Source organism: Paenibacillus ginsengarvi, assembly GCF_003626695.1.
In the GTDB taxonomy this organism is placed as follows: Bacteria; Bacillota; Bacilli; order Paenibacillales; family NBRC-103111; genus Paenibacillus_AB; species Paenibacillus_AB ginsengarvi.
Genome location: NZ_RBAH01000002.1, coordinates 190,466 through 215,699, shown reverse-complemented (window position 1 = coordinate 215,699; position 25,234 = coordinate 190,466). Strand labels below are relative to the sequence as shown.

Genomic DNA, 25,234 nt, shown 5'->3' with positions numbered 1-25,234 from the left:
AGGTTGACAAGCCCAAGGCGATTGACTAAGATATTTGCCCATGACGGGTCGTGGTATTCCCGGTTGTTTTTGGACCGGAACCCCTCCTACATACAACTTTTGCCGAAAATAAGAAGAGAACCGAACCCTTTTTCGATAGAGGGACAATATAAGGTGTAAGCTGCTTACTCAGGAGGGCCTTCTGAAATGCAAAACGAGTCTATGTACCAATTACTGATAAAAATGAAAGATGGTGATCAACAAGCGTTTCATTCCCTGTATGATGCCACCTATCAGGATGTATATCGGACCGTCTCCTTTCTGGTGGATCATCCGCAGGACCGGGAAGACGTAATGAATGAGATTTACATGCAAATGTGGGGATCCCTTGCCAACTACGATACGAACCGGCCTTTCCACTTCTGGCTGCATGGCTTGGTGATCCGTCAAGTGCAGAGATTTCGGGTCAAAAGCTGGCGGAGATTCCGAATTTTTGAACGCATCCGTATCTTCTCTCGGGAGGAGTCTCATTGGGATCAGCCTACGGTACATACGGATGGGACGAACCAAATGATATCGCAGGCGCTCCAAAAACTGACCGATAAACAGCGAACGGTGATTATCCTCCGCTTTTTTCACGACTATACGCTTGAGGAAATCGCAGCGCTGTTCGATATTCCACTAGGTACTGTCAAGTCCAGGTATCATGCCGGCTTGCAGGCGCTTCGAAAAAACTTTTGGAATCTCCCGCCAGAAAGGATGGAACAAATCCATGACTATTGAACACAGCATTCGCGAACAATTGCACAAGGAAGCAGAATCGATGAAATGCCCACCGGCCATTTCCAAACGAATAGAACAATCCTATTCCCATTACTTGCAACGAAAAAGGAGCGAAACAACGATGAAAAAACGACTCATCAGCGGACTGGTTGCTGCTGTGATTTTGATTCCGACTGCTGCATTTGCGGCCCCTACCCTCATCGATATGCTTACCAGAACACCGATGACTGCCGAGCAAGTCAAGGTGGATGAGGTTGGCAAAGCAGCGATTGAGAAGCTGTATCGCGCATTTCCCGAAACAAAATCGTTTGAGATTATCGATGCTAGCAGCGTCCAGGGTGTCCAAACAAGCATTGTATTGAAGGAAAAAGGAGACAACGGCAAACAGATAACCCTTCATGCAAATGGTACAACGGGTGTAATTGAACACGTGATTCAAGAAAATTGGGAGCCTAAGGAGAAGCCTCTCACTGCTTCAACCGATCAAGATATCAAATCGAAGGTAGATGTTCTAATTAAGAAAATGTATGGCGACATCGATGAGTACGAATTTGCAATGGAACCTATGCAGAACCCGGATCAAAAAACGTTTATGCTCAATTACTCCAAAAAGGGATCGACAACACCGTTCTACCAGGTATTTGTTCAGGGCAACTCGATCAGTGTTTCTCTGATCGGAGGCGAGACTACACCATCTGCCATGAAAGTAGAGGGCTTCTTCTCTTCCAATGGCAAGCCTAATTATTTTGCTGATGCCTATTTAAATGATCCTGAGCTGTTTGCTTTATTACAAATAAGCCCAACGGAATTAAAACAAGAATTAGCAAAAGGTAAATCTGTTGTGGAGGTTGCAGCATCGAAACATGTCTCGAAACAACAAGTAATTGATGTCATTGCAAAGACACAGGTTGAACTACAAATTCAAGGCGAAAGCGATGCTTCGAAAAGCAATCGTTCGTATGAACAACAATTAAAAGCTATAGAACCAAAGGTATTGCAAATAATTGAATTTAAATCTGAATGACCCTTAAAGAAATACAAGTAAATCCGCACTCCCTTAAGCAAAACGAGGCACCGATCCATGTCGGCAGCCTCGTTTTAGTTTCGGTAAGTTAGGGTGTTCGAGTAAGAGTTGACATTCCTGCGATAAAAAACTCCTATTTCCGTAAAACCGGGCCCGGCAACGCCCAATCTACATTGTTATACAACCTATCTACGACTGTGCGCTTGAGGATGAGCTTATCCGGTATCGTTGGCAGCTCTGCCATGCGGAATTGGTAAAACAGCTCCGGCCGGGAGCCGGATAACGTAATCTCCTGATCTTTCCAACCCGATCCTCTTCCGCTCGAGGTACCGCGACCTGTAACCGTATACTGCTTACCGTCGGTGCCTAACATGACATATTCGCTATATTTTTTTTCGTTGCGCAAACTGCCGTTTACATGCAAAGCACCCTCTGGTACGTTTCCGTTCGTATCGGGAGGAGACTCGACCGTAAATTTCCTCAAAATGAGCTCATCTCCGAGCGATCGGAACGTAATCGGTTGATCGATCAGCTTGGCCGGTTCGAATTCGATCGAAGTTCCGTCCGTCTCTGGGATCGAATACCCGTCAAAGACGAACCGGTACGGCTGATCGTGAGGCAAATATTGGAACGTAAAGCTCCAGTGCATCAGACCCGGCTTGTCTCCCGGAATGCCTATATGACTCATTAAGCTATCCATATGAGGCGTTTTAGTCGTATTGACGCTATGGATTTCATTCTCTTCAGCATCCTCAAAATGAAATTTCAGCATTTGTTTTTTCCATAGCTCGCCCGGAGAACGGGACAAGGCTTCTTCGCTTAACTGCGTCTCCATCTCGAGACGAACACCTTGAACCATTTGGGTCAAACGTTTCAAGCGGATCGTCATTCCGTCCGGCGACGTGTAGCTTCCTTCAAACGGCGTCTCCTTCGTATGCTTTTTCGCTTCCTTCATGTCGACCGAAAAGCGGAAGCTCCAATCTCCGCGGGTAACCGGTATTTTCTGAATATCGTTTCCAAGCTGCGTAAGCCGTCCCTCCAGCGATATCGAATCCGTCTGCAGCGGTTCGGGGAAAAAAGCAACCAAGTAATAAAAATCAGGGGTTAACCCATAGTCATATAAGCTTCCGACAATTCGTCCCTTATCATCCTTAATCGTCACCTGGTTTTCCTGCAAAAAAACGAGACTATTGCGGTCATGCCGGCCGTCGGGCCCGAAAAGCTGCAGTGCCAGTACTACACGCGTTGGATCGGCTACGACCTCATCAATCTTGACCGTATACCCTTTATCTTTCACCTTGATATTCGGGTGCTGCACCAGTCCGAACTCTTGAGCCCGGAGCAATCCGATATCGATATTATCGCGGGTAAACAGGGATCGTATCCGTTCGGCCAGCGAAGGAACGGTGAAGACGGACACGATGCCGACAATGAACAGAAGCACAGCCGCTCCGAGCGCAATACGCCACGTCCTTCGTCTTGTTCGGGAAGGAGCCACTTCGGCGGGAACGGTCCGTACATCCGCAGCAGGCAAAGACGACAGCGTTTGATCAACTCGTTGCCTGACTACATCAGGCAGCTGTGCGGCTTGCCCCTCCATCAGCAACTTCAGCTCCTGATCCACCTTCTTATCTTTCATAGCCGACCTTCCTTTCAATGGCAGGAATACGCAGACACTCCGCCAAAGTCAATCGGGCACGATGCAGCCGGGATTTGACGGTACCCTCCGTCGTCTCCAATAGCTCGGCGATTTGCTTCAGGGGCAAATCCTCGTAATAGTACAGGGTGACCACCATCCGGAGCTTGTCCTCCAGTCGATCGACCGCCTCTTTCACATCGATTTTGTCATATTCGCTTGAACATGCGGACAGAGTTAGATCGGGTTCGGCCAACACCATTCGTTGTTGTCTTCTAATGATCTGATTGCATTCGTTGATTAAGATTCGCAGCAGCCATGATTTGAAATAAACCGGCTCCCGAACCGCGCTTATAAACTGGAAAGCCTTCAATATCGTCTCCTGGATCGCATCGGCGCAGTCCTCATCCCGCTTCACAATCGCCCGGGCTACGCGGTACAGATTCGTCTCCAACTGCTTGATCAAGCGGATAAAAGCTTCCCGGTCGCCTTCCCGGGCTAGGATTACTTCGTCTTCCAGCCGCACATTCCGAAACCTCCTTTTACATGCCCCTTCCTTGCACTAAAGATTAGATGGAGCAGCGGGCAGTCCGGTTCGTTTTAATTTCTCTTTTTTTTCCAGAATTTCTCCGTATCTCGCAATACGACAAACAAGCAGGCCGCGATGCAGCCTGCTCGATTTGCGCCTATAAAATTTTTCTCAAAAACGAAACGTATCGTCCGTAATCGGGGCTACCTTCGCCACGGCGTAAGTCGAACCCTTCTGGGAAAAGAAATCGTACGTAGAGCCTTCGTTGCGGATACCGTTCATTACAATCGGATTAACTTCCTCTTCCGGGAACATCACTTCAAGGCCCAGATTCATCAAGGCTTTGTTCGCGTTATAGCGGACATAACTTTTCACGTCCGGGCTTAATCCGGTTTCGGCATATAAATCGTTCGTGTAATTCATCTCATTATGGTACAGATCGAGCAGAAACTCGAAGCCCCAGACCGTCAACTGCTCCCGCTGCTCAGCGGTAAACTGCTTAAACCGTTGTTGAGCGAAATAGCCGATCGCAACCCCATGGATGGATTCATCTCGCAATATTAAGGAAATCACTTCCGCGCTGTTCCGAAGCACGCCTTGCCCGCCTAAATAAAGCGGAAAAAAGAAGCCGGAGTAAAACAAAAACGATTCGAGCATGACCGAAGCAAACATGGCTTTCCACAGCGATACTTCATTGCCTGCTTCGATCGAAAGATAAACATCGCTGATCCGTTTCGCTTTATATTGCAAATATTCATTGCGTTTAACCCAGTCGAATACGGCATCGATTTCGCTGTTCGTGCACAAGGTCGTGAAAATATACGAATAGGACTTCGCATGAATGGCTTCAAAAGAAGCAAACACCGTATACAGCGCCTTCTCTTGCAGATTCGTCTCGAAACGCGCGATTTCATTCATCCCGATATTCGTCTGAATCGTATCGAGCAGGGTTAAGCCGCCTAACACTTTTTTGTACGTGTCTTGATGCGCAAAATCCTGCCACTGTTTAATATCTTTGCTGACGGCAATCTCTTCCGGAAACCAGATTTGCTTCCACTGCTGGTCCCAGAATACTTTGGTCAGTTCATGTTGATTTTTGTTCCAATTGACCGCTTCAAATGGTTTTATATCGAGCACGATACACACTCCTCAATCGTTTGCAGCCGCTGACGCACATAATATACGGTTTTGATCCCTTTCATCCAGGCGTAGATGTAAAGGCGGGCGAGCTGCTCGGTCGTCCATTGATCGGTCACATACAGCGTCATGGAAATTCCCTGGTCAATATGCTGCTGTGCCGCAGCATACAAATCGACCATTCGGTACTGATCGACTTCGTAAGCCTCCTTATACAAGGAGATATTGTCATTATTCAAGAAGGGCATCGGATAAATGGTCCGGCTGTCGGCATAGTCGCGAATTTCGACTTTTTCCGTACAAGGAGCAATGGAAGCCGTACTGTTGCGGATATAGGAAATGCTCCCCGTAGGTGCAATCGCCAAGCGGTAGGCATTAAACAAGCCATTTGCCATGACTTGTTCCTTTAACTCCAGCCACATTTCCTGCGTAATCGTCGGAACATGTCCCAAAGCGTTACGAACTTCTACCGGCAAGTTCGAAGCCGGCTTGGAGATGTACTTGTCGAAGTAAGCTCCATTCGCATAATCGCTTTGTTCAAAGCCATAAAACGTTTCCTTTCTTTCTTGAGCGATCTTCATGGACGAAAGCAGCGAGTAATAGTTGACAGCCTCGGTAAAGGCATCAAGAAACGCGATCGATTCCTGCGAGCCGTAGGCCAATCCTTGGGAGACCAAATGTCCGTGCAAGTTCATGAAGCCAAGTCCGACGGAATGCATCTGGCGGTTCGCTTTTGCGACGGAAGGCACATTTTTGATATTGGTCATCAGCGATACGTTCGTTAACAGACGCATGGCCGTATCGATCAAGGACTCGAACTGTTCGTTCTGCGTGGCCTTATGGATGTCCAGAGAGCCCAAATTACAGGATACGTCGAATCCATACTCGTTCTCCGCATCATGATCGTTTATGACGCTAGTTTTCTGAACCTGCAAAATTTCCGTGCATAAGTTCGACATTTTCACGCGTCCCAAGTTGCGCAGCGCATGCTGTTCGTTCACATGATCGTCGAATACTTCGAACGGATATCCCGATTCGAACTGAGCTTTCTTGACTTCCGTATACATCTTCCGCGCATTGATCCGTTTGATCTTGCGAATGTTCGGATTGTCCAACAATTCATAGTACATCTCGCTAATGCTGATCTCGGACATCCGCTTGCCGTATTCCTTATAGATGTCGTAGGGGCTAAACAACACCATATCCTTGTCCCGTTTCATCAGTTCGAAAAAGATACTGGGCACAATGATGCCGGTAGATAACGTTGCGAGACGAATTTTTTCGTCGGCATTCGGTTTTTTGGCGGAGATGAAGCTTTCAATATCGGCATGGAAAATATTCAAATATAAGACTCCGGAGCCGTTGCGCTGACCCAATTGATTCGAATAGGAGAACGAATTCTCAAGCAGCTTGGCAACCGGCATGACGCCGCTCGCGCGGTTCAGAATCCCTTTAATCGGATCGCCCAGCGGCCGCAAATCGGTTGCGTTCACCCCTACCCCGCCTCCAAGGCGAGACAGCTCCAAGCAATACCCGATATTCTCGGCGATGCTGTTCATCGAATCATCCATCGTTAATTTGAAACAGCTGACGAGCTCGCCGCGTGCCTTTTTGCCGCTGTTCAGCGCAGTAGGTGTCGCAGGCTGGTAAGCCGACATCATAGCTTCTACGGCTCGTTCCGCCAGCTGTTCATTCCCTTGGGCCAGATACAGAGCAATAATGACGATACGATCCTCGTATTTTTCAAGAATTTCTTCGTTGTTCCTGCTTTTCATAGCGTAGCTTTCGTAAAATTTGCTGGCGCTCATGAAGGAAGGAAAACGGAAATTATAAGCATACGCCTTCTCGTAGAGCCGCTCTATAAATGCCATCTCGTACTGCTGCAGGAACTCGGCTTCATAATAGCCTTCATCCACAAGATAGCGAATTTTTTCTTTCGTATCGATAAAATAACGCAATTTCGCGTTTACATGCTCCAAAAAATAACGGCGCGTAGCTTCCTTATCCTTGACGAGATCGAGTTTCCCCGTACGACTGTATTGATTCAACACTTCGTTGTTTAATTTCAAATAAGATTTCAACCGACTCGCTCCTTTCCGAAACATTGCTCGTAAAAGTCTTGAATGGCCGTGTAATCATCCGAAAATCCGCGCATGTCGACTTTCCGAATAAGCGGAATTTGTAATTCCGCTGCGATGGCGTCGCCGGCAGCACCGAACACCTGATGCCCGAAATTGCTGTTGCCGCTGACAATGACTCCCCGGCAATAATTGCCGTTCTGTTCCAAGAAGCGCTTAACCTTACTAGGTACTTCCCCTATCCCGTCCGTATATGTAAAAAGCAAATAGGGGTCCGTAAAGGAGCGGTTTTCCTCGATTTCGAATGCGGGCAATTGCAGACGCGAAACGATATAGCGGACGTTTCCGGTACGGCTGGCGTAAGCGATCATACGCTTAGCTGCTCCAACTGCTTAACCATTTCATTCGTATCGAAAATAAAGGCTCCGTCCTTTTCCAAAACAGGCACGCTCATCACACCGGCCTCCACCAGCATGTTGCGCGCTTCCTCATTATGATCGATATTTATAATCTCGACCTCAAGTCCCGATCGCTGCAGCTCCGACTTAATCCACAAGCATTTTGGACATACGGTTTTCGTGTAAAGTTTCATTATTCATTTTCCTCTCTTCTCTCTAATTATCGGGCACAAAAAAACACCCTCATCTCCGAGAGTGCTGCAAACGAAAAGCACGATCCGAATCCAGCAATAAACAACGCGCCGCTTGATCAGACAGCGCTCTTTGCTAGAATCCACATGGTCATCGTTCATTTCCCAGCCCCCGGAGAAATGCAGTCGTTTTAGTCAGGCAGGTCTCCTGGCTTCGCTTCCTCCTGGCGTTCCCTTCCCATGCCTAACAGCACAGTGGATGTGAACGTTTGTCAGCGTTACAGTTGCGGGGACAGCACTAGCTTCTCACTAGCTTCCCTATTAAACTACATCAGTAGTACCCGACTAAAACTCATATGAAATTGGATAGTGTTGATTGTAACACATCCGCGATCATTTTCCAATATACAGTATAAAGAATAGGTAATTCGACCATGTTTCATCAACATCTTGATTCCCCTTTTCAAGCGGATACGACCAGATCCTTCCTGAAAAAAACAAGAGCCCGCCTGTTAAATCAAGCAGGCAAGCTTTATGGGTTCGGTTTATCTTTTAATGTTTATCCAATTACGGCAGGCAGCCGGATCGTAAACGTCGCCCCTCTCCCGGGCTCGCTCTCTACCGCGATCGAACCGCCGTGCAGTTCGACGAGCTCCTTCACGATCGCCAGTCCAAGGCCGGTGCCTTTTTTGTTGCTCGCCCTCCCGCGATCGGCTTTGAAAAACCGTTCCCAGATGAGCTCCTGGTCCGCTCGGGATATGCCGATTCCGGTGTCGGCCACGACGAATTCGATACTGGCGCCAAGCTGTCGGGCGCTTAACCGAATCGTACCCAGCTCTGTAAACTTGATCGCATTGTTCACCACATTGCTGACGATTTGTTCCAGCCGGTCGTCATCGGCGTATACAGGAGGCAGCACGGCCTGGCATTCGACATGCAGCTCCAGCCGCTTGGCAGCCGCGATAGCCTCGAATTTCATCGCCGCTTTGGACAAAAACGCGCAAACGTCGGTCGGATGCAGCGAAAGCCGGATTTCGCCGTTTTTCAGCTTGTCCAGCATTGTCAGATCGTCCAGCAGCCGGTTCATATGAAGCGTTTCCTGCACCATGATGCCGTAATACGACTGACGGCGCCCTTCGTCGATTAGCCCGTCCTGCAGCGCTTCCAGAAATCCTTGCATAGCGGTCAGCGGCGTCCGCAGCTCGTGCGAGACGTTGGCCAAAAATTCGGTGCGGATTTGATCCGCTTTGGTCCGGTCCCTCTCCGTCAGCTCGAGCTTGCCCGCCATCGAATTGATCGTCTGCGCCAAATCGCCGATCTCGTCGGCTGAGTCGATCTCGATTCGCTTCGCATAATTGCCCATGCCGATTTCCGAAGCGGCGCGGTCGATCTGCTGAAGCGGCCGGGAGATGGACCAAGACAAATAAGAGACCATTGCGGTGGAGATCAGAACCCCGATTAAGGTTCCCCATAGTATCGTTTCGCGAATATGACTGACCGTCTCCTTGATGCCGTTGACCGGCGAGTGCAGCACGATTCCGCCATATAAGCGGTCATCTTTTCCCCATGGGACGGCTACGGATATCATCGGCTGCGACAACCCTTCGACCGACAGCTCGCTGATCGCCGTTTCGCCGCTTGCGACCTTTTTGGCGATAGATGTAGCGACCGACTTGCCGATAAACACTTCGTCCTTCGTCGACGTTGCGATGATTTTCCCTTTTTCATCAAATATCCAAATGCGCGCATCAAACGTTTGATCGAAGAAAAGAAGCATGGACTCCACCGAGGGATCGATGACGCGCGTGTCCTGGATCGCCAAATTTATTTTTTTCGCCTTGCGAAGAAGCTCCTCCTGCGTGCTGTTGTAAATGTAGCTTTTGGCAAAAAACGAGATTAACAGGCCAACGACGCCGAGTCCAAGCAGAACCGTAAGCAAATATCCGACTAACAGACGGCGGAAAATCGTTTTGTTAATCGCCTGCATCATCGCTCGTCACCGCCTCGAATTTATAACCGACCCCCCACACCGTATGAATGTACCCGTTCCTCAGATCGGCCAGCCTCTCGCGCAGTTTCTTGATGTGTACGTCCACGGTGCGGATATCGCCGTAAAAATCGTAACCCCATACTTGCTCGAGAAGCTGCTCCCGGGAAAACACCGTTCCCGGCGATTTGGCGAGATGGACGAGCAGGTCGAACTCCTTTGGGCGAAACGGGCATTTTTCACCGTTTACGACCACTTCCCTACGCTCCGGATCGATTACAAGCTCGCCGAAATCGTAAACCGTCCGGATTTCTTCTTCGTTCCCGGACTTTCGCTGCATGCGCCGAAAAATCGCTTTGATCCGGGACATAAGCTCTCTCGGACTGAACGGCTTCGTCACATAGTCGTCGGCGCCCAGCTCGAGACCGAGCACACGATCGAACTCGTCGCCCTTGGCGGACAGCATTATGATGGGTACGTCCCGTTTCTTCAATATTTCCCGACAAGCCGTAAATCCGTCCATAACCGGCATCATCACATCGAGGATGACGATATCCGGGTTCTCGAGCTCCACGAGCTGAACCGCCTCCGCACCGTTTTCGGCTTCAAGCAAATCGTACTGATGGCTTTGGAAAAAAATGCGCAAAATTTCCCTCACGTTCGGATCGTCATCGGCTACAAGCACTTTCATACGGTTCATCGCATCTATCACCTCCCTACCATTGTAAAGAAAAAAGCGGCCGATTTTAAGCTTTTCTCCATTAGAAATTGATAAGACGCCGTCTTTATTAGGAAAAAGACATAAAAAAGCGGCCCGGATCGCTGGTTTGAAGCGATTGGAGCCGCCATTTGTGGAGAAAAGCGGATATGCAAAAGGTTATTGGAAAAGCTACCTGTTGAAACTTTGCGCATACATGGAGCCCCGTTGCCGCGCGAGGTCCATAACTAATTCAAGAGAGCCGTGCGAATTATTTCGGAGCCGTCGCGCCGCCGGACGACGAACCCGTCGAGCCAGAACTTGAGGAGCCGGTGCCGCCCGAGCTGCTCGAAGAGCCTGACGAACCGGTCGAGCCGGATGAACTGGACGAGCCCGAGGAGCCTGTCGAGCCAGATGAGCCGGTCGAACCGGAACCTGTGGAGCCCGAGGAACCTGTGGAACTGCTGGAGCCTGGCGAGCTGGTGCTGCCTGATTTGGATGTATCCGTCGAACCGCTTTTACTGCCGGATGAACCGCTCGTCGAGCTTCCGCCCGAATCCGGACTGAGCGCCGGATCGGCTCCCCCGGAACATCCCGTCAGCATGGCGGCGCCGATCACGCCGATCATTAAAGCCATGGATAACTTCTTCTTCATTGTGAATCTCCTCCCGTGAGCTTTGCGAGAAGCAAAGTTTGCTTTTCGCAAGCTTGCGTATTCGGAAAGTCCGGACAGCCGGGTTGGCCTTGTGTCCTGACATGACCTAAGTATACAGGGGAGAAATGAGCAAAGTGTGATCGAACGATGATGCTTTATGATCGAAATGTTAAAAAAGTATGAACTTACACGCCCCCAAAAAATGAGAAACCACTTTCGAAGCCTATATGATGTATCCATGCGCACCTATAAGGAGGTTTTTCATAATGAGCACGAAATCATCAGCGGGTCCAAAAGGGCTGCCGTTAACGGGCCATTTGCTGGCGTTCCGCAAAAATCCGCTGCAATTTTTGGAGCAATCGTTTCGGGAATACGGAGAGCTCGTTCATTTGCGGTTTGGACCTAGCCGTCATTTGTATGTACTCACGAATCCGGACCTGATTAAGGAAGTGCTGCTGACGAAGCAGCAGCATTTCCGCAAAGCGAAAGGGCTGCAGACAGCAAAAGCGGTTGTCGGCGAAGGGGTCCTGACCAGCGAAGGGGACAAGCACCTCCGTCAACGCCGGCTTATGCAGCCGTCGTTCCGCAAAGACCGGATTTCCGCTTACGGGGATGCGATGGTCGGCCACACGGTTCGAATGCTGGACGGCTGGAACGATGGACAGCAGCGTGTCATAACCGAAGATATGATGCAGCTGACGCTCGACATTATTACCGAGACGATGTTCGGCACACAGCTTGAAGGCGGTGTCGAGGAGATCGGCAAAGCCATTGATATCGGCATGAAATATGTCAGCAGGAAGGCTTCCTCGATTATCGATCTGCCGGCCGGGTTTCCGTCAAAAAGCAATCGGAAGTTTCAGGAAGCGTCGAAGCTGCTCAATGATGTCATCTATTCCATCATCGAGGAACGTCGTAAGCGTGATGACGGGATAGGAGAGCAGCGCAAAGATTTGCTTTCGATGCTGCTCGCCGCCCGGGACGAAGACGGCAGCGCCATGACCGATGAGCAAATACGTGACGAGGTGATGACGATTTTCATTGCGGGGCACGAGACGACGGCGAACACGCTTTCGTGGACCTGGTATTTGCTAGCCTTGAATCCCGAAGCGGAACGGAAATTTCACGAGGAGTTGGATACAGTTCTAAAGGGAAGGATCCCGACTGTAGACGATTTGGCCAAGCTGGACTATTTGCAGCTGCTCCTCTGGGAGTCGATGCGTATTTATCCGGCCGTATGGGCGATTAACCGCGAGGTTGTCGATGAGGTGCAGATCGGAGCCTATACGTTCCGGCCGGGCGATACGATCATGATGAGCCAATATGTGATGCACCGTAACCCGCAATATTATGAACATCCGGAGGAATTTCGGCCCGAACGATTCGAGGGAGATTTTCTGAAGACGATTCCGCAGTTCGCCTACTTTCCGTTCGGAGGCGGACCTAGGGTGTGCATCGGCAATAATTTCGCTTTAATGGAAGCGGCGCTCGTACTCGCAACGATCGGACAGCGTTACAAGCTAAGACTTGCCGAGGGCCATCCTCCGGTCGAACTGGAACCGCTAGTTACACTGCGGCCGAAACCTGGCCTCACGATGGTTATGGAAGCCAGACATCGGCAATAGATGACTTACCGCCCCCGGTGCCATTATCGGGGGTATCTTTTTGTATAAGAAACTGTATTCGTTCTGCTGCAGAGTCTCCTAAACGTGTTAATCATCAAATTATTTTCGTGCGGTTACAATTGGCTGATAAAACCCCGATTCTGTCGGCATATGCCATTCGATATCAACAAATCCAACGGCACTTAAACACCGGTTTAATTCTTCCCGCAAGATGGCTCTGTATTTCGTCTTTGATTGCTTTGTCGTCCATTCCCCACCGATCTTCTGCATAATAAAATGATTTGTTGTATAGACAAGGGTATCTTTCTCCCAATCCCAAACTTGAAAAACAATTCGTCTCCCCTCATCGAAAACGTGCGGAACTGTAGCTTTTTGTTTTTCTTTTACCAGTTCATCGTAATTCCGAATTGTTAGTAGGAGAACGCCTCCGTTATTCAGTTTTGCATACAAATTGCGGGCAGCTAAAGCTAAATCCTCATCCGTTAACAGGTGAGGAATTGCATTATCGGCTGAAAGCACCACGTCAAAAACTCCTGGAATTTCCTTTTCCAATGAACGAAAATCGGCGACCCCAAAAAGTAGGGCTACACCAAAAGATTCCGCCTCTTTTTGGGCTCGAGCTACTGAAACTGGACTCAAATCTGTAGCGGTTACTTTAAATCCTTTTTTTGCCAATCCTATGGCCTGCGTACCAATCCCACAAGAACAATCCAAAATGGAAACCTCTTTTAGCGGCTCCACTAATTTTGAACGGATCATCTTGCTCAAAGCTTCACTCTGTCTGGAAATCGCCGTATCCCAATCGTGAAAAATAAGATGGTAATCTTCGGCAAGGCCGTCATAAAACTCGATAACGGATTCCACCAGATGTTCCCCCTAATAGGTTATTGCGCCAATTTCTTATAAAGCGCATGAGAAGCATAACCGACTAAATAAGCTGCAAATGGAATTACACTAATTACATAATCATAATCCCTATATTCCACCGGTTCTCCAGGCTCGGCAATCATTCTTCCAAAAACCTTACTTATTAAATAAATTGCAACCATCATTAATATGGGGATTATTGCTGCAATTCTTTTTCTCAATCCGTTCCCTCCCAGCTTTTGTTAACAAATTTACTATTCAAGATTCTGTTACGGCTACTATATTTCCTTCCACATCGAATGCTTTTGCGGAATATTTCCATTCCCTGGATAGAGTGATTTCCGAATCGAAAAAGTTCTGTGTCGGATATCCAATGAATACGTTATCCGTTACTGCTATTGTCAACTTCATTTGATGGTTAAGAGGAAGGTCGTACAGAAATATACGGCCTCTTCTTCTAACAAGGAGGCAAACATGAATTATAAACTAATGGATCATTACCGCCGCGTAATGACTTATAAGCAAAATACGGTTCGCATTCAAGCGGAATACGGGCCCATCGAAATTCCCGATTCAGACGGCAAAGTTTATTCTTTTCTATTGCTGCTGGACGGCAGCAAGCGTATCGAGGAACTTTCCGAAATCAGCGCTGTATCAGTCGCGGAAATCGAATCCGGCATTCGCATGTTACAAAAATACCGGCTGTTGGAATGCCCCGACGCGGATAAAGACAAAGCTGTATTTAGCGAACGCGAACTGCTAAGATACAAAAATAATTGGAGTTACTCCTCGCTTTACGAAACAGCCTCGGAAAGCCGCTACACGTTTCAAAGCAGATTGAAATCCGCCACTGTGGCCGTTATAGGTCTTGGCGGCGGAACTGTAATTGCAGCCTGGCTCGCTTCCATGGGAGTAGGACGCATTATTGGAATCGACTACGACATCGTTGAGCTTGGAAATCTAAATCGGCAAATGTTATACACCGAAGCCGATGTCGGGAGACTGAAGACGGATGCTGCAAAAGAGCGTCTTGAGCTGATCAACAGCGATATCGTTATCGAAACGATCCATCAGAAGGTAACTTCGACGGAACCGATTATCCATATTGTGCGCGAGGCCGACGTCTTAGTCGGTGCGATAGATTGGCCCCTCATTAACGGCCCCCGTTATGTGAATGCCGCCTGTCTACGGGAAAATAAACCTTTATTTTTTGCCGGCCTGCGACACGGTTCCGCCTTTATCCACCGCATCCTTCCCTTTCAGTCGGGCTGTACGGATTGTTTATGGCTATATTCCACGCGCTCCAGCGAAAGCGCGCTTTCGTTCGTAAACGAGCTGATTAACGAGGCTCATGTCCCTCGAATCAATCCGGCTTTTGCGCCGAATATCGCTTTGTTAATTTCGCTTGTCGGATCGGAAATTGCCAAATGGATAACGAAGATTAGCCCGCTTTTTCCAAACTCCTATACGAGAATCGGGCTTCATGATAGCGGTCTAAGCCATCACGAAGTACCTAGGCTTTCGGAGTGTCCGAGCTGCGGCCGTTTAGCGGGGGGCCTGAAAGAGCCGATCGATTTACAGGCTTTACTCGATTCCAGATAAAAAGGTTCAGTAAGGAGCGGTGTCATTGGATGGACATTAAGCTTACCATTCGGAGCAAAGTCTGCTTAAGTCATTTATCGATCCAGAAGGACGGGAACAAGTACACGATCGGGGAAAAGAACATTCCGAAATTTATCCGTGTGCCGGAAGCCGCCGTTCTCGCCGTGAGCGTGGCGGACGGTTCCCGATCAATCGAGGAGATCAAAACCGCCTTGATGCGGGAGCATGAAATCGATGTCGACATGGAGGATTTTTTCACCAAGCTATTAGCGATCGGACTCGTAAAAAGCGTTGACGATATCGTTCTCGTATCGGAAAGCCCTCCCTCCCCTTCCCATGAGCGGATCGTCAAAATTTCAAAGCTATTGTTCAATTCATGGACGGCGAAACTATTTGCTTTTAATGCTATCGTTGTTTTGCTTTTATTTTCGGCTAAACCAGCACTGCTTCCAACTTTCAAAGATATTTTTGTTTTGTCGGCTATCGGGATTAACGAGCTAATGGTCATGGGGATAACTTGTATAGTGATTGTCCTGCACGAGGGGGCCCATTACATGTGCAGCTACAGCAAAGGCATTAAAGCGACGATCCGCTTATCGCGCAGATTTATCTTTATCGCCGCCGAAACGAAAATGACCGGGCTTTGGTCCAAACCCAAAAAAGAACGATACTTTCCTTATCTAGCGGGTATGGCTTGGGATGCGACCCTCATACTCTTCTGTTTGCTCGTTCAAATCGGGCTACCGGACCATTCGCTTCTCGTTATGATGGCGCGGCTTGTAGTGTTGCTCCTGTTTACGGGAATATTAGGACAATTGCTGCCCAAAGCGGAGAAAACGGCATCTGTTTGGTTCAGCCTCATATATGTATGCGGCATCGGCATCGTTACGATCTTGTTTGTTTCTTTCACATTTCCAGCATTTCTGGAGGTTGTGTCCAGGGCCTATAACGAGATTGCCTCCTATCCGATAGCCTCTTATTTGTTCTGGGGCGGAATGGCCAGCTTCTCGGTTATCGCCATAAGATTGGTATTATTTCTTGTGGGATCAAGAAATACGTATCTGGACAAAAAAAGCGGCGTCAAACGAATACGGCTCTGGAAGCGTAACAGCCAGATGAATCATTCCGTTTCCAAACGCTTGAAGGGAGCGAAGCAACCATACGTTTCGGTTCGAACTACGAATCCGGTTTCCCGAATTTGTAGCCCGGCTTGGCCGAGACACGTGATCGCATTCGCCCCCGGTCGGTAAAAAGCAACTTCTTTCAAATCGACCAGCCCGGCTTCTTTTATTTGCCGGCCGTCTCCGCAATTTTCTTGTTGATCAGTTCCTCCGCTTCACGAAGCGCGGAATTGACATCGATCTGCGTTACAACCATCTTTTTGAATTGCGAACGCATAATCGAGTGAGCGTCATTGTCGAACTTCGTAATCGAAACTGTCGGCTTGGCCGGCTGGTTTTTCACGAAGCCAAGCCGGTTGCGGGTTTGCAAAATCTCGATATTTTTGCCGAATTCTTCATTGATTTTGCTGTCCTTCAGCACCGCCGTATTGCCGTTCATGGCGATTTGCTTTTGCGCCTCGTCGGAGAGCATCGCAGATAGAGCCGCGAACGCCGCATCCTTCTTTTTGCTCGTCGTCGATACCATCCTCACGCCTCCGTCCACCTGAGTCGTCGTATTCGGCACCTCGGAGAATGAAGGAAGCGTTACCATATCAAAGTTCAAGCCGCCGTTAATCGCGTCCGGAAGTCTGGAGAACATCGAGCTCGTCACATATAGTGCAAGCGTCTTGTCTTTCAAAAACTGATCCATTCCTTTGCCGTACGTCTTGTCGTCGACCTCGTTGCCGGGAATCGCCAAAAAGCGGGCGTAATTTTGAAACATCTTTTTCCAACCGTCGTTATTAACGAGCGCCTTGTTTGTCTTGTCGTCCACTACGGGGAGCGATAGCTGATTCGCCGTAAACTGGAACGAATCCTGGAAATCGAACCCGCGGTATTTGACGCCGCCGTCGGTTTTCGTTACCTTTTTCGCCAATTCATAGGCGTCGTCCCAGGTCAAGCCATCCTTCGGGTAAGGAACGCCGAATTTATCGAAAATATCTTTGTTGTAATACATCATGACGACGTTGCCGGATATCGGCAGTCCGAGAAGCTGGCTGTTGCCCGACGTTCGCTGCACCGTCTCCAAAACGACCGGGTTGATGCGTCCGAGGTCCATACCGAATTTTTTCACATAGGGGGTCAGCTCTTCGATGATGGCAAGGTCTTTATACTTCGGGATCGATCCGATCGTATCGGTAATAATATCCGGTACTTCTCCGGAGGCGATCAGGTCGGGAATTTTTTTATCGACACCGACCATCGTCAGCGAAATGTTCGGATATTTGAGCTTTACAGGCTGTACGACGAGCTTCTGGAACAGATCGTCCGACATGTTTACCCATATTTTCAGCTCGATGGGCTCATTGCCGATATCGACCGTTTTTACGCCTTCTTTGCTGGAAGCTCCGCCTCCTTCCGGCGCATCGTTTCCACCCGAGCAGCCTTGGAGAGCAAATGCCAAAGAAAGTGCCGTTAATGCAAAACCTACATTTTGTTTGCAAGCCATCTCATACCGTCCCCCTTCGGATCGTTACATCGGTCAACCTCACTGTAAGCCGCATCGATTAAGCGCTTTCTAAATGTCAATTATGCCTCCCCGGAATCGCGCAACTTTCATGCCGCCTGCTTTTCCGAAGAGGTGATAACGAATTCAAAGATAGGATTAAAGCGCAAATTGCAGCTTCCACGTTGTCGGGACTCCGCCCGTCAGATCGGCTTTTAGGGACAACTGTCCCTTTTCGGACAAGTCGATCCGGCTATTGTCATCCGTCACGACCGACTCGAGCCTGCACGGAAATTGAATGTCCAGCTCCTGTGACCGGTCCGCTTCAATTGTAACGTCCGCCGAGAGCCCCATCAGATCCCACCGCATCGAGACGGTGAGGCCGCCGCGACAGCGCAGACCGCGAATCGCTCCTCTCTCCCAACGCTTCGGAAGCGCCGGCAGCAGCTTGATTCGGCCCGGAGCCGAAAACAGCAGCATTTCCTGCATCGCTGCCGTCCAGCCGAAGTTGGCATCGATCTGGAAAGGTGCTTTGCGCGCATTCAGCGTAACGCCTTGGCGCCGCCAGTCGTTGTGATACGTAAGCAAATTGTCGCCGAGACAAGAGCGGCTAAGCAGCTCCAGACATTCAAGCGCACGGTCGCCGTCGCCGAGACGTGCATATAAGTTTGCCATGTGAGCCAGCGACCAGCCGGTTTGCTGGCCAAGGCCGATAACGAGCCGTTTCTCCACCGCTACCCGGCAAGCTTCGAACAGCTCGGGATGGGTTTCCTCTGTAATCTCGAACCCGGGAAATAGCGGATATAAATGCGATAAATGGCGGTGATGGTAGTTATCCTCGAAATCCGGGTGAAGCCATTCCTTCAGCGCCCCGTCTTCGTTCACTTCGTAATCCGGCAGCTTCTCCAGCATCTTTTGCCAGCGCGGCAGCTTCTCCGGCTCCAGGCCGTATTCGGCGCAAACCCGGCAAAGATTGGACAGCACTTCCTTGGCCACCGCCGTATCCATCGCCGCATTTACACAAACGGATAGCTTTCCACCGCCTTCGAAGCTGCCGTTCGCGTAATTTTCCGGCGAGTTCGACGGCGAGAACAACCATTTGCCGCCCGGACCTTCGACGAGAAAATCTTCATAAAACTCGGCCACTTCTTTCATGAACGGGATGACCCGGGTTGTAAGAAACTGTTCGTCCCCGGTGTATAGCCAGTAGTCGTAGTAATGCTGAGCCAGCCATCCGGCGCCTGCCGTCCAATAAACGACATGGGGCTGCAAGTTTTTTTTCCGCCCCGATTCGGGGGATGCGAACAGCGGACTTAAAATGCCCCGGCAGCCGTAGAAAGCTTTGGCGTTTAAGCGCATATCCGGGAGAAGCGTATCGACGAAATCGTACAGCGGCATGGCCGCTTCCGGCATATGGCCTGCAAGCGCCTGCCAGTAGTTCATCTGAATGTTTTCGTTCATGAAAAAGGCGCCGCTCCAAGCGGGTAGATAATCCCCGTTCCAAACTCCTTGCAAATTGGCGGGCAATCCGCCCTGCCTTGAGCTTGTGACGAGCAAATACCGGCCGAAATCGTACATACGCTCCAGCAACGCGGGCGGAATATCACCGTCGTATGTATCGAGCAGCAGCCTTTCGTTCGTTTCATGCCGCCCCTCGCAAGGATCGAGATCGATGCCGGCGCGCATAAACAATTCTCGGTGCTCGGCGGAATGTCGTTTCAGAATCGTTTCATAACCGTCCGTACAGCCGGCCAATTCGCGCATCAGTCGTTCGCGCTCTTCTTGTTCTCCCGATTCGGCGCTAACTTTCAGCAGCACGAAAATCGTATCCGCACGCTCTACACGAATCGTTCCATTCTTCACATTCGCCGTTGCGGAGCTGCCGCCCGGAATCACGCGGGCTACGGCGCAAAACGAGTTCGCGGCGTCGGCATGCTTCCCCCATGCGCATAAATACTCGCCTAATACTTCGCTGCCGTGCGTAAATCCGTACGTTCCAGCCTCAGCCGGATCGTGAATCGTAAGCTGCAAGCCGGTCCGAGGGGTAATCGCTTCCCCGGAGCCGATGCATAAAACGAACATATCGTCGGGACGCGACACAAAAGCGGTTCTGGAGCGATGAATGCCTCCTTCCGCCCACGACACAGCCAGCTCTCCCGTTTCCATGTCGAGTGTCCGCCTATACCCGCGGAATGCCCCTACCGTTTCCGTAAACAGCTTCAAATCGAATCCGGGCTGAAATTTCGCCGTGCCGGCTTTGTAGCCCACCTCCTTCATTTTGTCCGGATAAAATCGGTTCGCTTCCTCATAGTTCCCGTTGCCAAGCATCTGGCGCAGCTCCGGCAAATGTACGGATAAGTCCGGAAGCTCCTTCGTCGTCCCGCCGTACCATAACGACTCATGGTTGATCAGGATCGTATCTTCCGCGATGCCTCCGTACATCATCGCCCCAAGCGCGCCGTTGCCGCTCGGCAGCGCATCTTGCCAACGGACCGCAGGCTTCGACATGACGACCCGATGATCACGTCCCTGATGCCGCTTCGTATCCGCCGCCGGAGCTTCATGCTCTAAGCTCTTCATCCGTTTGTCCCCCGCTCCGTTTGCTTTACAAGGTTCAGCCGCTTGCTTAAGCCAAACACCGAATCACATTTGTAACGTTTCTGAAACGTTACAAAGCAATCATACAATGAATCCGTTTTCAAATGCAACAAAAAATTGACAACCACGTCTTTTCCTTTTAGAATAATGGAACATTTATTTGAAACGGGGATGTGTGCTTGTGTCCAAGCTTCTAGAGGTCGCCAAACTGGCCGGCGTATCCAAAGCAACCGTATCGAGGGTCATCAACAACAGCGATGCGGTATCTCCTCAGGCTAAGCAAAAAGTGCTTGAAGCGATGGAAACGCTCAAGTTTCAGTCCCACAACTTGAAAAGAGCCCCGGAAAGCAGCTCGATGCTCGGGGTCGTACTTCCGTTCGGCAAACATATATGGAGCCACTCGTTCGGCATCGATATTTTGGCGGGGGCGGAGGAAAAAGCTTTCGATCACGACTACATGATTTTGATCGGCAATTCGAATGGAGGGCGCGAAACGGCCTTAACGGCCAATATGACAAGCCGGGGCGTGGAAGGATTGATCGTCCAGAGCGCGGAGCGCGGGCAGGCTGAGCATTTGCGTTACGTGCAGTCGCTAGGCGTTCCTCTCGTTCTTGTTGACCAAAAGGTGGAAGGCTTACAATCCCATTTGGTCCGCGGAGACAATTTTTCGGGGGCCGTTACACTAATGACCCATCTGTTTGAGCACGGGCATACGCGAATCGGGCTCGTCTCGCCCAATAAACATTTCACGTACAAGGAACGTATGAAGGGATATCGCTTCGCCCTGCTCGACCGTGGAATCTGGATGCCCGAGTCCTACGAGGCGCTCGGAGGAGATGAGTCGCTAGCCGCTCAATTGAACCGCATGCTGATGCAAAACGAGCCTCCGACTGCCCTGTTCGTCGCCTCGACGGGCATGCTGCGAGAAATTATCGACGTCCTGGGCGAGCATAACCTGCGCGTGCCCGAACACATTAGCATCGTTACGTTCGACGAGCATTACTCCATCGTTCCCGAAGGCTACCAGGAGTTTTTTACCTCCATCAACCAATCGGGCAAGCTGATGGGCAGTATGGCGGTCGAACTGCTGTTCCAGCAGCTGCGCAACCCTGCTATGGAACCTCAGGAAATCGTGCTGCCGGGACGCTTCACCGAGCGCAGATCGGTGCGAAGGCTGTAATGGCAAAAAAAGCTCCGCGTCCGAAAGCCGATTTCATCCCGTGTGAAATTCGGCCCGTGTCGGGAGCTTTTTTATAATGATGTGCCGCCATTCGACCAATGAATGATCCTGTTTTGGTGCGGCTCTAGGGAAAGTTGCCAAAAAAAACGACAAGGCCGCGGCCTACGGCGGCTCGCGCTTGTCGTTCAAGATTTATGCTTCACCTGCTTGGTGCGCCATTTATTAAACTCAAGAAATTCGAGGAACTGCTCCTTCGTTACTCCGGACTCCATCGCTTCGCGGACGAGCTTGGTCCATTCCGGATCGAGCTCCTGTTCCTCGTTCCTCGACTCTGACGGATTCGGCGGCGCAGGCGGAAGAAAGGTTTGCATCGGTACGTCCAGCACCTTCGATATTTTCTCCAAAAAATGGATCGACGGATTCGTTTGGATGTCCCGCTCGATACTGCTGAGGTAGGATTTGGCGACCCCGGCCCGTTCCGCCAGTTCGTTCAAAGACAAGCCTTTCTCGGCCCTCAGCTGCTTGACGCGCTGTCCTATCATGATGCTCCCCCCTTGATGACCGTTATATTCTATATTTAATCTCTACAAGCATTTTATCAAACATCGAATATTTTTAATAGCGGACACAAAAAGAATTCCTTTCTCCCGCCCAAGGAGAAAGGATTCTAATGGTCTTGCGCTATCTGGTCTTGCGAAAATGGACGACTCTGATGTCCTCCCGATCCTGGGATTCGGAATTACCGCTTACTCGAATGAAGTGCCGGACCTCTTCCAGTGGAATCCCTATGCTTTGCGCCGCTGCGATCAAATCGATCCATTCGGCGTCCAGCTCCGGCGCGGAAGAAACCGGTTTTCTAGCATTCATTTCAAAAAGGCACCTCCGATATCTTTTTTTCAGGCGGCAAAGGGCTTGTCTGCTCTCTTGAAAAATTAATAGCGGCAGTAATACGATTCGCGCCTTATCTTCGATATACGGGGGTAGGCCTTTATTTAGAATCCGTTAAGGGTGGACCCAAAGCTCCATCCAATTGTACCGGTCCTGTGAACCGTCATATCCGGTGCGCGGGTCAACCCCCGGCCGGATGAACGCGCTCCACCAGAACAAACCCGCACCGTGCACCCCGTTCGGGTTCAACTGGGGAGTCGCAATCCGATCCAGCGCCAATTGCTGACGGGCCGCTTCCAGACCCAAAGCCGAGTTTTTTACGTTTTCGATTTCGGGATCGTGGTAGACGATCCCATCCTCGGTTATTTTACGCTCGTAAGCCGGCATCGTCGGGTTCAGCTTCGTCTCCGGATGACCGCTGCTCGCGATCGCATGGGCATACCTAACGATGGTGGTCTTCCAAAAATCTTGATACGACTCGCTTGAAACGATTTTCGACTCCCAGCCCATCTGATCGTACATCATCGGGTTCAGCATGTTGAACACGCCGGCCATCTCGCGTAGGTAGGCATCGGACCAAACGGCGGGATCCGCCGGAGCCGCAATCGAAAATATCGCGCCATCACCCAACACGCCCTTCACATAACGTGCCGTCTCCAGCAATTTCGGGTCGTCCGGCAAAAATCCTTCGATATCTAGCTGGATGCCGTCCGCTTTATACAGCTTCCCTTCATACGAAACGCCTTGATTGACGAATAAATCCGCTACCGCCCGCAGGTTGGCGTTATAAACGGCGTTTCCGAAGTTCGGGTTGCCGACCCGCTTACCATTTTTCCAAACATACCGGCTGCCGTCATTAACCATGACCATAATGCGTTGGTTCGGATCCGTTTCCCTAGACAGTTTCATCCAGCGGCCGAGTTCCGCGTATCCTTCCTTCGGCAGCGATCCGTTCTGCTTGTTGCCGCTCGAGACCAATATTCCGATATCCGCCAGCTGGTATTTGATCCGGTATTGCGAAAGCTCAAGAACACGCCCCTTCATCTGTTCGTTCGTCATCGGTTCGACCCCGCTGAACCAATACGAATTCAAGTAGGCGGTATTGTTTTCTTGCAGGGTGAGTTCCGGCGAATCCGCTTCCGCCGATCGCGCTTCTTGTCCGAACACAACAAGCGACATCGACAGGAATGCGAGTATGGCCGTCGTTATGAACGATACCACCGCTTTCCTTTTCATTTCTGCTATTCCTCCTGATGACCGATTCTGGTTATGTTTAATTAACCATACAATAGCATATTTCGGAAAGAGAAGGTCCGTTTGATATAGCGATTTCACGATTTTTGCAAAAATACGTGAAAAGAACTAACCACTTGCGTCCCCAACTCGTTAAAAATACCCGCCCCACCGGGGACGGGTAATCAGCTGTTCCTATTCGCAAGCCCTATTTCTGAGACACCCACCCCTGCATCCACCAATCTCGATCCAACGCATAGTCGTGGCCGTAAGGATCGTTCGGATCCGGTCCGATCCAAATAAATTTGCTCCACCAAAATATACCCGCTCCGTTCACGCCGTTTTTAACGATATTCGGGTTCGCTCTTCGGTCGATCGCAAGCTGATCCCTTGCCATTTTCAACCCCTTTGCCGCATTGTAAATATTTTCGATGGCGGGGTCGTGGTACACCGTGCCGTCTTCCGCAATTTTCTTCTCGTAGGCGGGCATCGTCGGGTTCAGCATCGTGGAAGGGCGGCTGCTGTTCGCGATGGCGTGAGCGTACCGGATAATCGTCGTTTTCCATAACTGCTGGTACGTTTCCGGGGAATTGACCGGAGAGCCCCAGCCCAATTGGTCATACATCATCGGGTTCAGCATGTTGAAAATGCCCGCCATTTCGGATACATAAGCATCCGACCATACAGCCGGATCGGCCGGCGAGGCGATCGAATAAAGAGCGGTATCGCTAAGAGCTCCCCGGACATGCTGTGCCGTCGCCTTTAACACCGGATCGTTCGGCAGAAATCCTTCGATATCGAGCTGGATGCCGTCCGCTTTATACCGCTGCCCCTCGTACAGGACGCCTTGATTAACGATTTTGTCGGCAAACGCCCGCAAATTGTCGTTAAAGACGGCATTCCCGAAATTCGGGTTGCTTACCCGATTGCCGTCCCGCCAAAAATATCGTTTGCCGTAGTTGACCGTGGCGATTATTTTTTGACCGGGATCCGTCTCCCGCGATAGTTTCATCCAGCGGCCGAGCTCGGCGTAGCCATCCTCCGGCAGCGTGCCGTTATATGCGTCCGCGCTGTCCACGAGAATCCCGATATCCGCCAGCTGGTACTTAATCTTATACTGCTGCAATTCCAGCACGCGTTCTTTCATTTGCGCGTCGGTCAAAGGCTCGACCCCGCTAAACCAGTAAGAGTTCAAATATGCCGTATTGTTCACCTGTCGCGCCATACCGGCTCCGACACCTCCGCTCCCGGCCCCGTCGACTTTCGACTCAGCTTTATACGTAATTTCTTCCGTCTGCTTCCAAGTCAGCTCCTCCGTCCGCTTAACCGTCCATTCCACGGTCCCGCTTAGGCTCGTATCCGTCACCGTCTGTGCACCCGTCGGTTCCTGCCCGTATGCGGTCAGAGTAAACAGTGACGACAACAGGACAACCAACATGAACAGCCTTGCCGCTTTCCGTGTGATCATCGCTTATCCTCTCCTTGATGCCATAATCTTGCTGTCGAAGCATGATAAGTTGGACCTCCTTTCCACTCCATA

General features: G+C 50.3%; 23 protein-coding genes and 1 riboswitch. Of the genes, 7 read left to right on the top strand and 16 right to left on the bottom strand.

What is annotated here, in order from left to right; all coding sequences use genetic code 11:
- Window positions 1–186 precede the first annotated feature (186 nt).
- Together D7M11_RS04155 and D7M11_RS04150 are read left to right on the top strand one after the other, a co-directional pair.
- Window positions 187–762, top strand: coding sequence for a sigma-70 family RNA polymerase sigma factor (locus D7M11_RS04155; RefSeq protein WP_120745902.1), 576 nt, complete (start codon window positions 187–189; stop codon window positions 760–762).
- The gene (locus tag D7M11_RS04150) at window positions 752–1,786 is read left to right on the top strand and encodes a hypothetical protein (protein WP_193556101.1); all 1,035 of its coding nucleotides are present in this window, start codon (window positions 752–754) and stop codon (window positions 1,784–1,786) included. Before D7M11_RS04155 ends, D7M11_RS04150 begins: the two co-directional genes overlap by 11 nt.
- 133 nt (window positions 1,787–1,919) lie before the next feature.
- Here the strand turns inward: D7M11_RS04150 and D7M11_RS04145 are convergent, their stop codons facing one another.
- The 8 genes from D7M11_RS04145 to D7M11_RS04110 all read right to left on the bottom strand — a co-directional run bounded on the left by D7M11_RS04145 (window position 1,920) and on the right by D7M11_RS04110 (window position 10,442).
- The gene (locus D7M11_RS04145) at window positions 1,920–3,425 is read right to left on the bottom strand and encodes a DUF4179 domain-containing protein (protein ID WP_120745901.1); all 1,506 of its coding nucleotides are present in this window, start codon (window positions 3,423–3,425) and stop codon (window positions 1,920–1,922) included.
- Window positions 3,415–3,948, bottom strand: coding sequence for a sigma-70 family RNA polymerase sigma factor (locus tag D7M11_RS04140; protein ID WP_120745900.1), 534 nt, complete (start codon window positions 3,946–3,948; stop codon window positions 3,415–3,417). Before D7M11_RS04140 ends, D7M11_RS04145 begins: the two co-directional genes overlap by 11 nt.
- A 174-nt stretch (window positions 3,949–4,122) precedes the next feature.
- Window positions 4,123–5,079 (bottom strand): class 1b ribonucleoside-diphosphate reductase subunit beta, encoded by a 957-nt coding sequence (nrdF, locus tag D7M11_RS04135; protein WP_120746076.1) that lies wholly within the window; start codon window positions 5,077–5,079, stop codon window positions 4,123–4,125.
- Window positions 5,076–7,169: a class 1b ribonucleoside-diphosphate reductase subunit alpha gene (nrdE, locus tag D7M11_RS04130; RefSeq protein WP_120745899.1), complete on the bottom strand. Its 2,094-nt coding sequence runs from the start codon at window positions 7,167–7,169 to the stop codon at window positions 5,076–5,078. The genes nrdF and nrdE overlap by 4 nt, the downstream gene beginning before the upstream one ends.
- Window positions 7,166–7,537: a class Ib ribonucleoside-diphosphate reductase assembly flavoprotein NrdI gene (gene nrdI / locus D7M11_RS04125; protein ID WP_120745898.1), complete on the bottom strand. Its 372-nt coding sequence runs from the start codon at window positions 7,535–7,537 to the stop codon at window positions 7,166–7,168. Before nrdI ends, nrdE begins: the two co-directional genes overlap by 4 nt.
- Complete coding sequence (locus tag D7M11_RS04120; RefSeq protein WP_120745897.1) at window positions 7,534–7,758, bottom strand: glutaredoxin family protein; 225 nt, start codon at window positions 7,756–7,758, stop codon at window positions 7,534–7,536. The genes nrdI and D7M11_RS04120 overlap by 4 nt, the downstream gene beginning before the upstream one ends.
- 178 nt (window positions 7,759–7,936) lie before the next feature.
- Window positions 7,937–8,115, bottom strand: a riboswitch (cobalamin riboswitch).
- 199 nt (window positions 8,116–8,314) lie between these two features.
- Window positions 8,315–9,745 (bottom strand): sensor histidine kinase, encoded by a 1,431-nt coding sequence (locus tag D7M11_RS04115; RefSeq protein WP_338042471.1) that lies wholly within the window; start codon window positions 9,743–9,745, stop codon window positions 8,315–8,317.
- Complete coding sequence (locus D7M11_RS04110; protein WP_120745896.1) at window positions 9,729–10,442, bottom strand: response regulator transcription factor; 714 nt, start codon at window positions 10,440–10,442, stop codon at window positions 9,729–9,731. Before D7M11_RS04110 ends, D7M11_RS04115 begins: the two co-directional genes overlap by 17 nt.
- 329 nt (window positions 10,443–10,771) lie before the next feature.
- Here D7M11_RS04110 and D7M11_RS04105 point away from each other — a divergent pair, with 329 nt between their 5' ends.
- Both D7M11_RS04105 and D7M11_RS04100 read left to right on the top strand, forming a co-directional pair.
- Window positions 10,772–11,113, top strand: a complete 342-nt coding sequence (locus tag D7M11_RS04105) for a hypothetical protein (protein ID WP_120745895.1) — start codon at window positions 10,772–10,774, stop codon at window positions 11,111–11,113.
- Window positions 11,114–11,360: 247 nt separating this feature from the next.
- Window positions 11,361–12,719, top strand: a complete 1,359-nt coding sequence (locus D7M11_RS04100) for a cytochrome P450 (RefSeq protein ID WP_120745894.1) — start codon at window positions 11,361–11,363, stop codon at window positions 12,717–12,719.
- A 99-nt stretch (window positions 12,720–12,818) separates the two neighbouring features.
- Here D7M11_RS04100 and D7M11_RS04095 read toward each other — a convergent pair whose 3' ends face one another.
- Window positions 12,819–13,583 carry a class I SAM-dependent methyltransferase gene (locus tag D7M11_RS04095; RefSeq protein ID WP_240040945.1) on the bottom strand — a complete coding sequence of 255 codons (765 nt, stop codon included), beginning with the start codon at window positions 13,581–13,583 and terminating at the stop codon, window positions 12,819–12,821.
- A 20-nt stretch (window positions 13,584–13,603) separates the two neighbouring features.
- A complete protein-coding gene (locus D7M11_RS04090) occupies window positions 13,604–13,807 on the bottom strand; it encodes a hypothetical protein (protein WP_120745892.1) in 204 nt (67 codons plus the stop codon).
- 379 nt (window positions 13,808–14,186) lie between these two features.
- Between D7M11_RS04090 and D7M11_RS04085 the strand changes: the two genes are divergently transcribed.
- Window positions 14,187–15,188 carry a HesA/MoeB/ThiF family protein gene (locus D7M11_RS04085; protein WP_158606418.1) on the top strand — a complete coding sequence of 334 codons (1,002 nt, stop codon included), beginning with the start codon at window positions 14,187–14,189 and terminating at the stop codon, window positions 15,186–15,188.
- A gap of 29 nt (window positions 15,189–15,217) precedes the next feature.
- Complete coding sequence (locus D7M11_RS04080; RefSeq protein WP_120745890.1) at window positions 15,218–16,438, top strand: hypothetical protein; 1,221 nt, start codon at window positions 15,218–15,220, stop codon at window positions 16,436–16,438.
- Between the two features lie 37 nt (window positions 16,439–16,475).
- Here the strand turns inward: D7M11_RS04080 and D7M11_RS04075 are convergent, their stop codons facing one another.
- Both D7M11_RS04075 and D7M11_RS04070 read right to left on the bottom strand, forming a co-directional pair.
- Window positions 16,476–17,753, bottom strand: a complete 1,278-nt coding sequence (locus D7M11_RS04075; protein WP_205127020.1) for an ABC transporter substrate-binding protein — start codon at window positions 17,751–17,753, stop codon at window positions 16,476–16,478.
- A gap of 201 nt (window positions 17,754–17,954) precedes the next feature.
- Window positions 17,955–20,375 carry a glycosyl hydrolase family 95 catalytic domain-containing protein gene (locus D7M11_RS04070; protein ID WP_120745888.1) on the bottom strand — a complete coding sequence of 807 codons (2,421 nt, stop codon included), beginning with the start codon at window positions 20,373–20,375 and terminating at the stop codon, window positions 17,955–17,957.
- A gap of 199 nt (window positions 20,376–20,574) precedes the next feature.
- On the opposite strand from D7M11_RS04070, the gene D7M11_RS04065 reads away from it, so the two are divergent.
- Window positions 20,575–21,573, top strand: a complete 999-nt coding sequence (locus D7M11_RS04065) for a LacI family DNA-binding transcriptional regulator (RefSeq protein ID WP_147433388.1) — start codon at window positions 20,575–20,577, stop codon at window positions 21,571–21,573.
- A 185-nt stretch (window positions 21,574–21,758) separates the two neighbouring features.
- Here D7M11_RS04065 and D7M11_RS04060 read toward each other — a convergent pair whose 3' ends face one another.
- The 4 genes from D7M11_RS04060 to D7M11_RS04045 form a co-directional block, all read right to left on the bottom strand.
- Window positions 21,759–22,115, bottom strand: coding sequence for a helix-turn-helix domain-containing protein (locus D7M11_RS04060; protein WP_120745886.1), 357 nt, complete (start codon window positions 22,113–22,115; stop codon window positions 21,759–21,761).
- 139 nt (window positions 22,116–22,254) lie between these two features.
- A complete protein-coding gene (locus tag D7M11_RS04055) occupies window positions 22,255–22,440 on the bottom strand; it encodes an anti-repressor SinI family protein (protein ID WP_120745885.1) in 186 nt (61 codons plus the stop codon).
- Between the two features lie 135 nt (window positions 22,441–22,575).
- The gene (locus tag D7M11_RS04050) at window positions 22,576–23,697 is read right to left on the bottom strand and encodes a glycoside hydrolase family 18 protein (RefSeq protein ID WP_120745884.1); all 1,122 of its coding nucleotides are present in this window, start codon (window positions 23,695–23,697) and stop codon (window positions 22,576–22,578) included.
- A gap of 205 nt (window positions 23,698–23,902) precedes the next feature.
- Window positions 23,903–25,162 carry a glycoside hydrolase family 18 protein gene (locus tag D7M11_RS04045; RefSeq protein ID WP_120745883.1) on the bottom strand — a complete coding sequence of 420 codons (1,260 nt, stop codon included), beginning with the start codon at window positions 25,160–25,162 and terminating at the stop codon, window positions 23,903–23,905.
- Between the last annotated feature and the right edge of the window lie 72 nt (window positions 25,163–25,234).

Bases quoted from the DNA above. Each gene is read 5' to 3' on its own strand.
- D7M11_RS04055 (WP_120745885.1), bottom strand. From the start codon at position 22,440: ATGAATGCTAGAAAACCGGTTTCTTCCGCGCCGGAGCTGGACGCCGAA.
- D7M11_RS04145 (WP_120745901.1), bottom strand. From the start codon at position 3,425: ATGAAAGATAAGAAGGTGGATCAGGAGCTGAAGTTGCTGATGGAGGGG.
- D7M11_RS04120 (WP_120745897.1), bottom strand. From the start codon at position 7,758: ATGAAACTTTACACGAAAACCGTATGTCCAAAATGCTTGTGGATTAAG.
- D7M11_RS04060 (WP_120745886.1), bottom strand. From the start codon at position 22,115: ATGATAGGACAGCGCGTCAAGCAGCTGAGGGCCGAGAAAGGCTTGTCT.
- D7M11_RS04100 (WP_120745894.1), top strand. From the start codon at position 11,361: ATGAGCACGAAATCATCAGCGGGTCCAAAAGGGCTGCCGTTAACGGGC.
- D7M11_RS04045 (WP_120745883.1), bottom strand. From the start codon at position 25,162: ATGATCACACGGAAAGCGGCAAGGCTGTTCATGTTGGTTGTCCTGTTG.
- D7M11_RS04115 (WP_338042471.1), bottom strand. From the start codon at position 9,745: ATGATGCAGGCGATTAACAAAACGATTTTCCGCCGTCTGTTAGTCGGA.
- D7M11_RS04110 (WP_120745896.1), bottom strand. From the start codon at position 10,442: ATGAACCGTATGAAAGTGCTTGTAGCCGATGACGATCCGAACGTGAGG.
- D7M11_RS04080 (WP_120745890.1), top strand. From the start codon at position 15,218: ATGGACATTAAGCTTACCATTCGGAGCAAAGTCTGCTTAAGTCATTTA.
- D7M11_RS04070 (WP_120745888.1), bottom strand. From the start codon at position 20,375: ATGAAGAGCTTAGAGCATGAAGCTCCGGCGGCGGATACGAAGCGGCAT.
- nrdI (WP_120745898.1), bottom strand. From the start codon at position 7,537: ATGATCGCTTACGCCAGCCGTACCGGAAACGTCCGCTATATCGTTTCG.
- D7M11_RS04150 (WP_193556101.1), top strand. From the start codon at position 752: ATGACTATTGAACACAGCATTCGCGAACAATTGCACAAGGAAGCAGAA.
- D7M11_RS04155 (WP_120745902.1), top strand. From the start codon at position 187: ATGCAAAACGAGTCTATGTACCAATTACTGATAAAAATGAAAGATGGT.
- D7M11_RS04050 (WP_120745884.1), bottom strand. From the start codon at position 23,697: ATGAAAAGGAAAGCGGTGGTATCGTTCATAACGACGGCCATACTCGCA.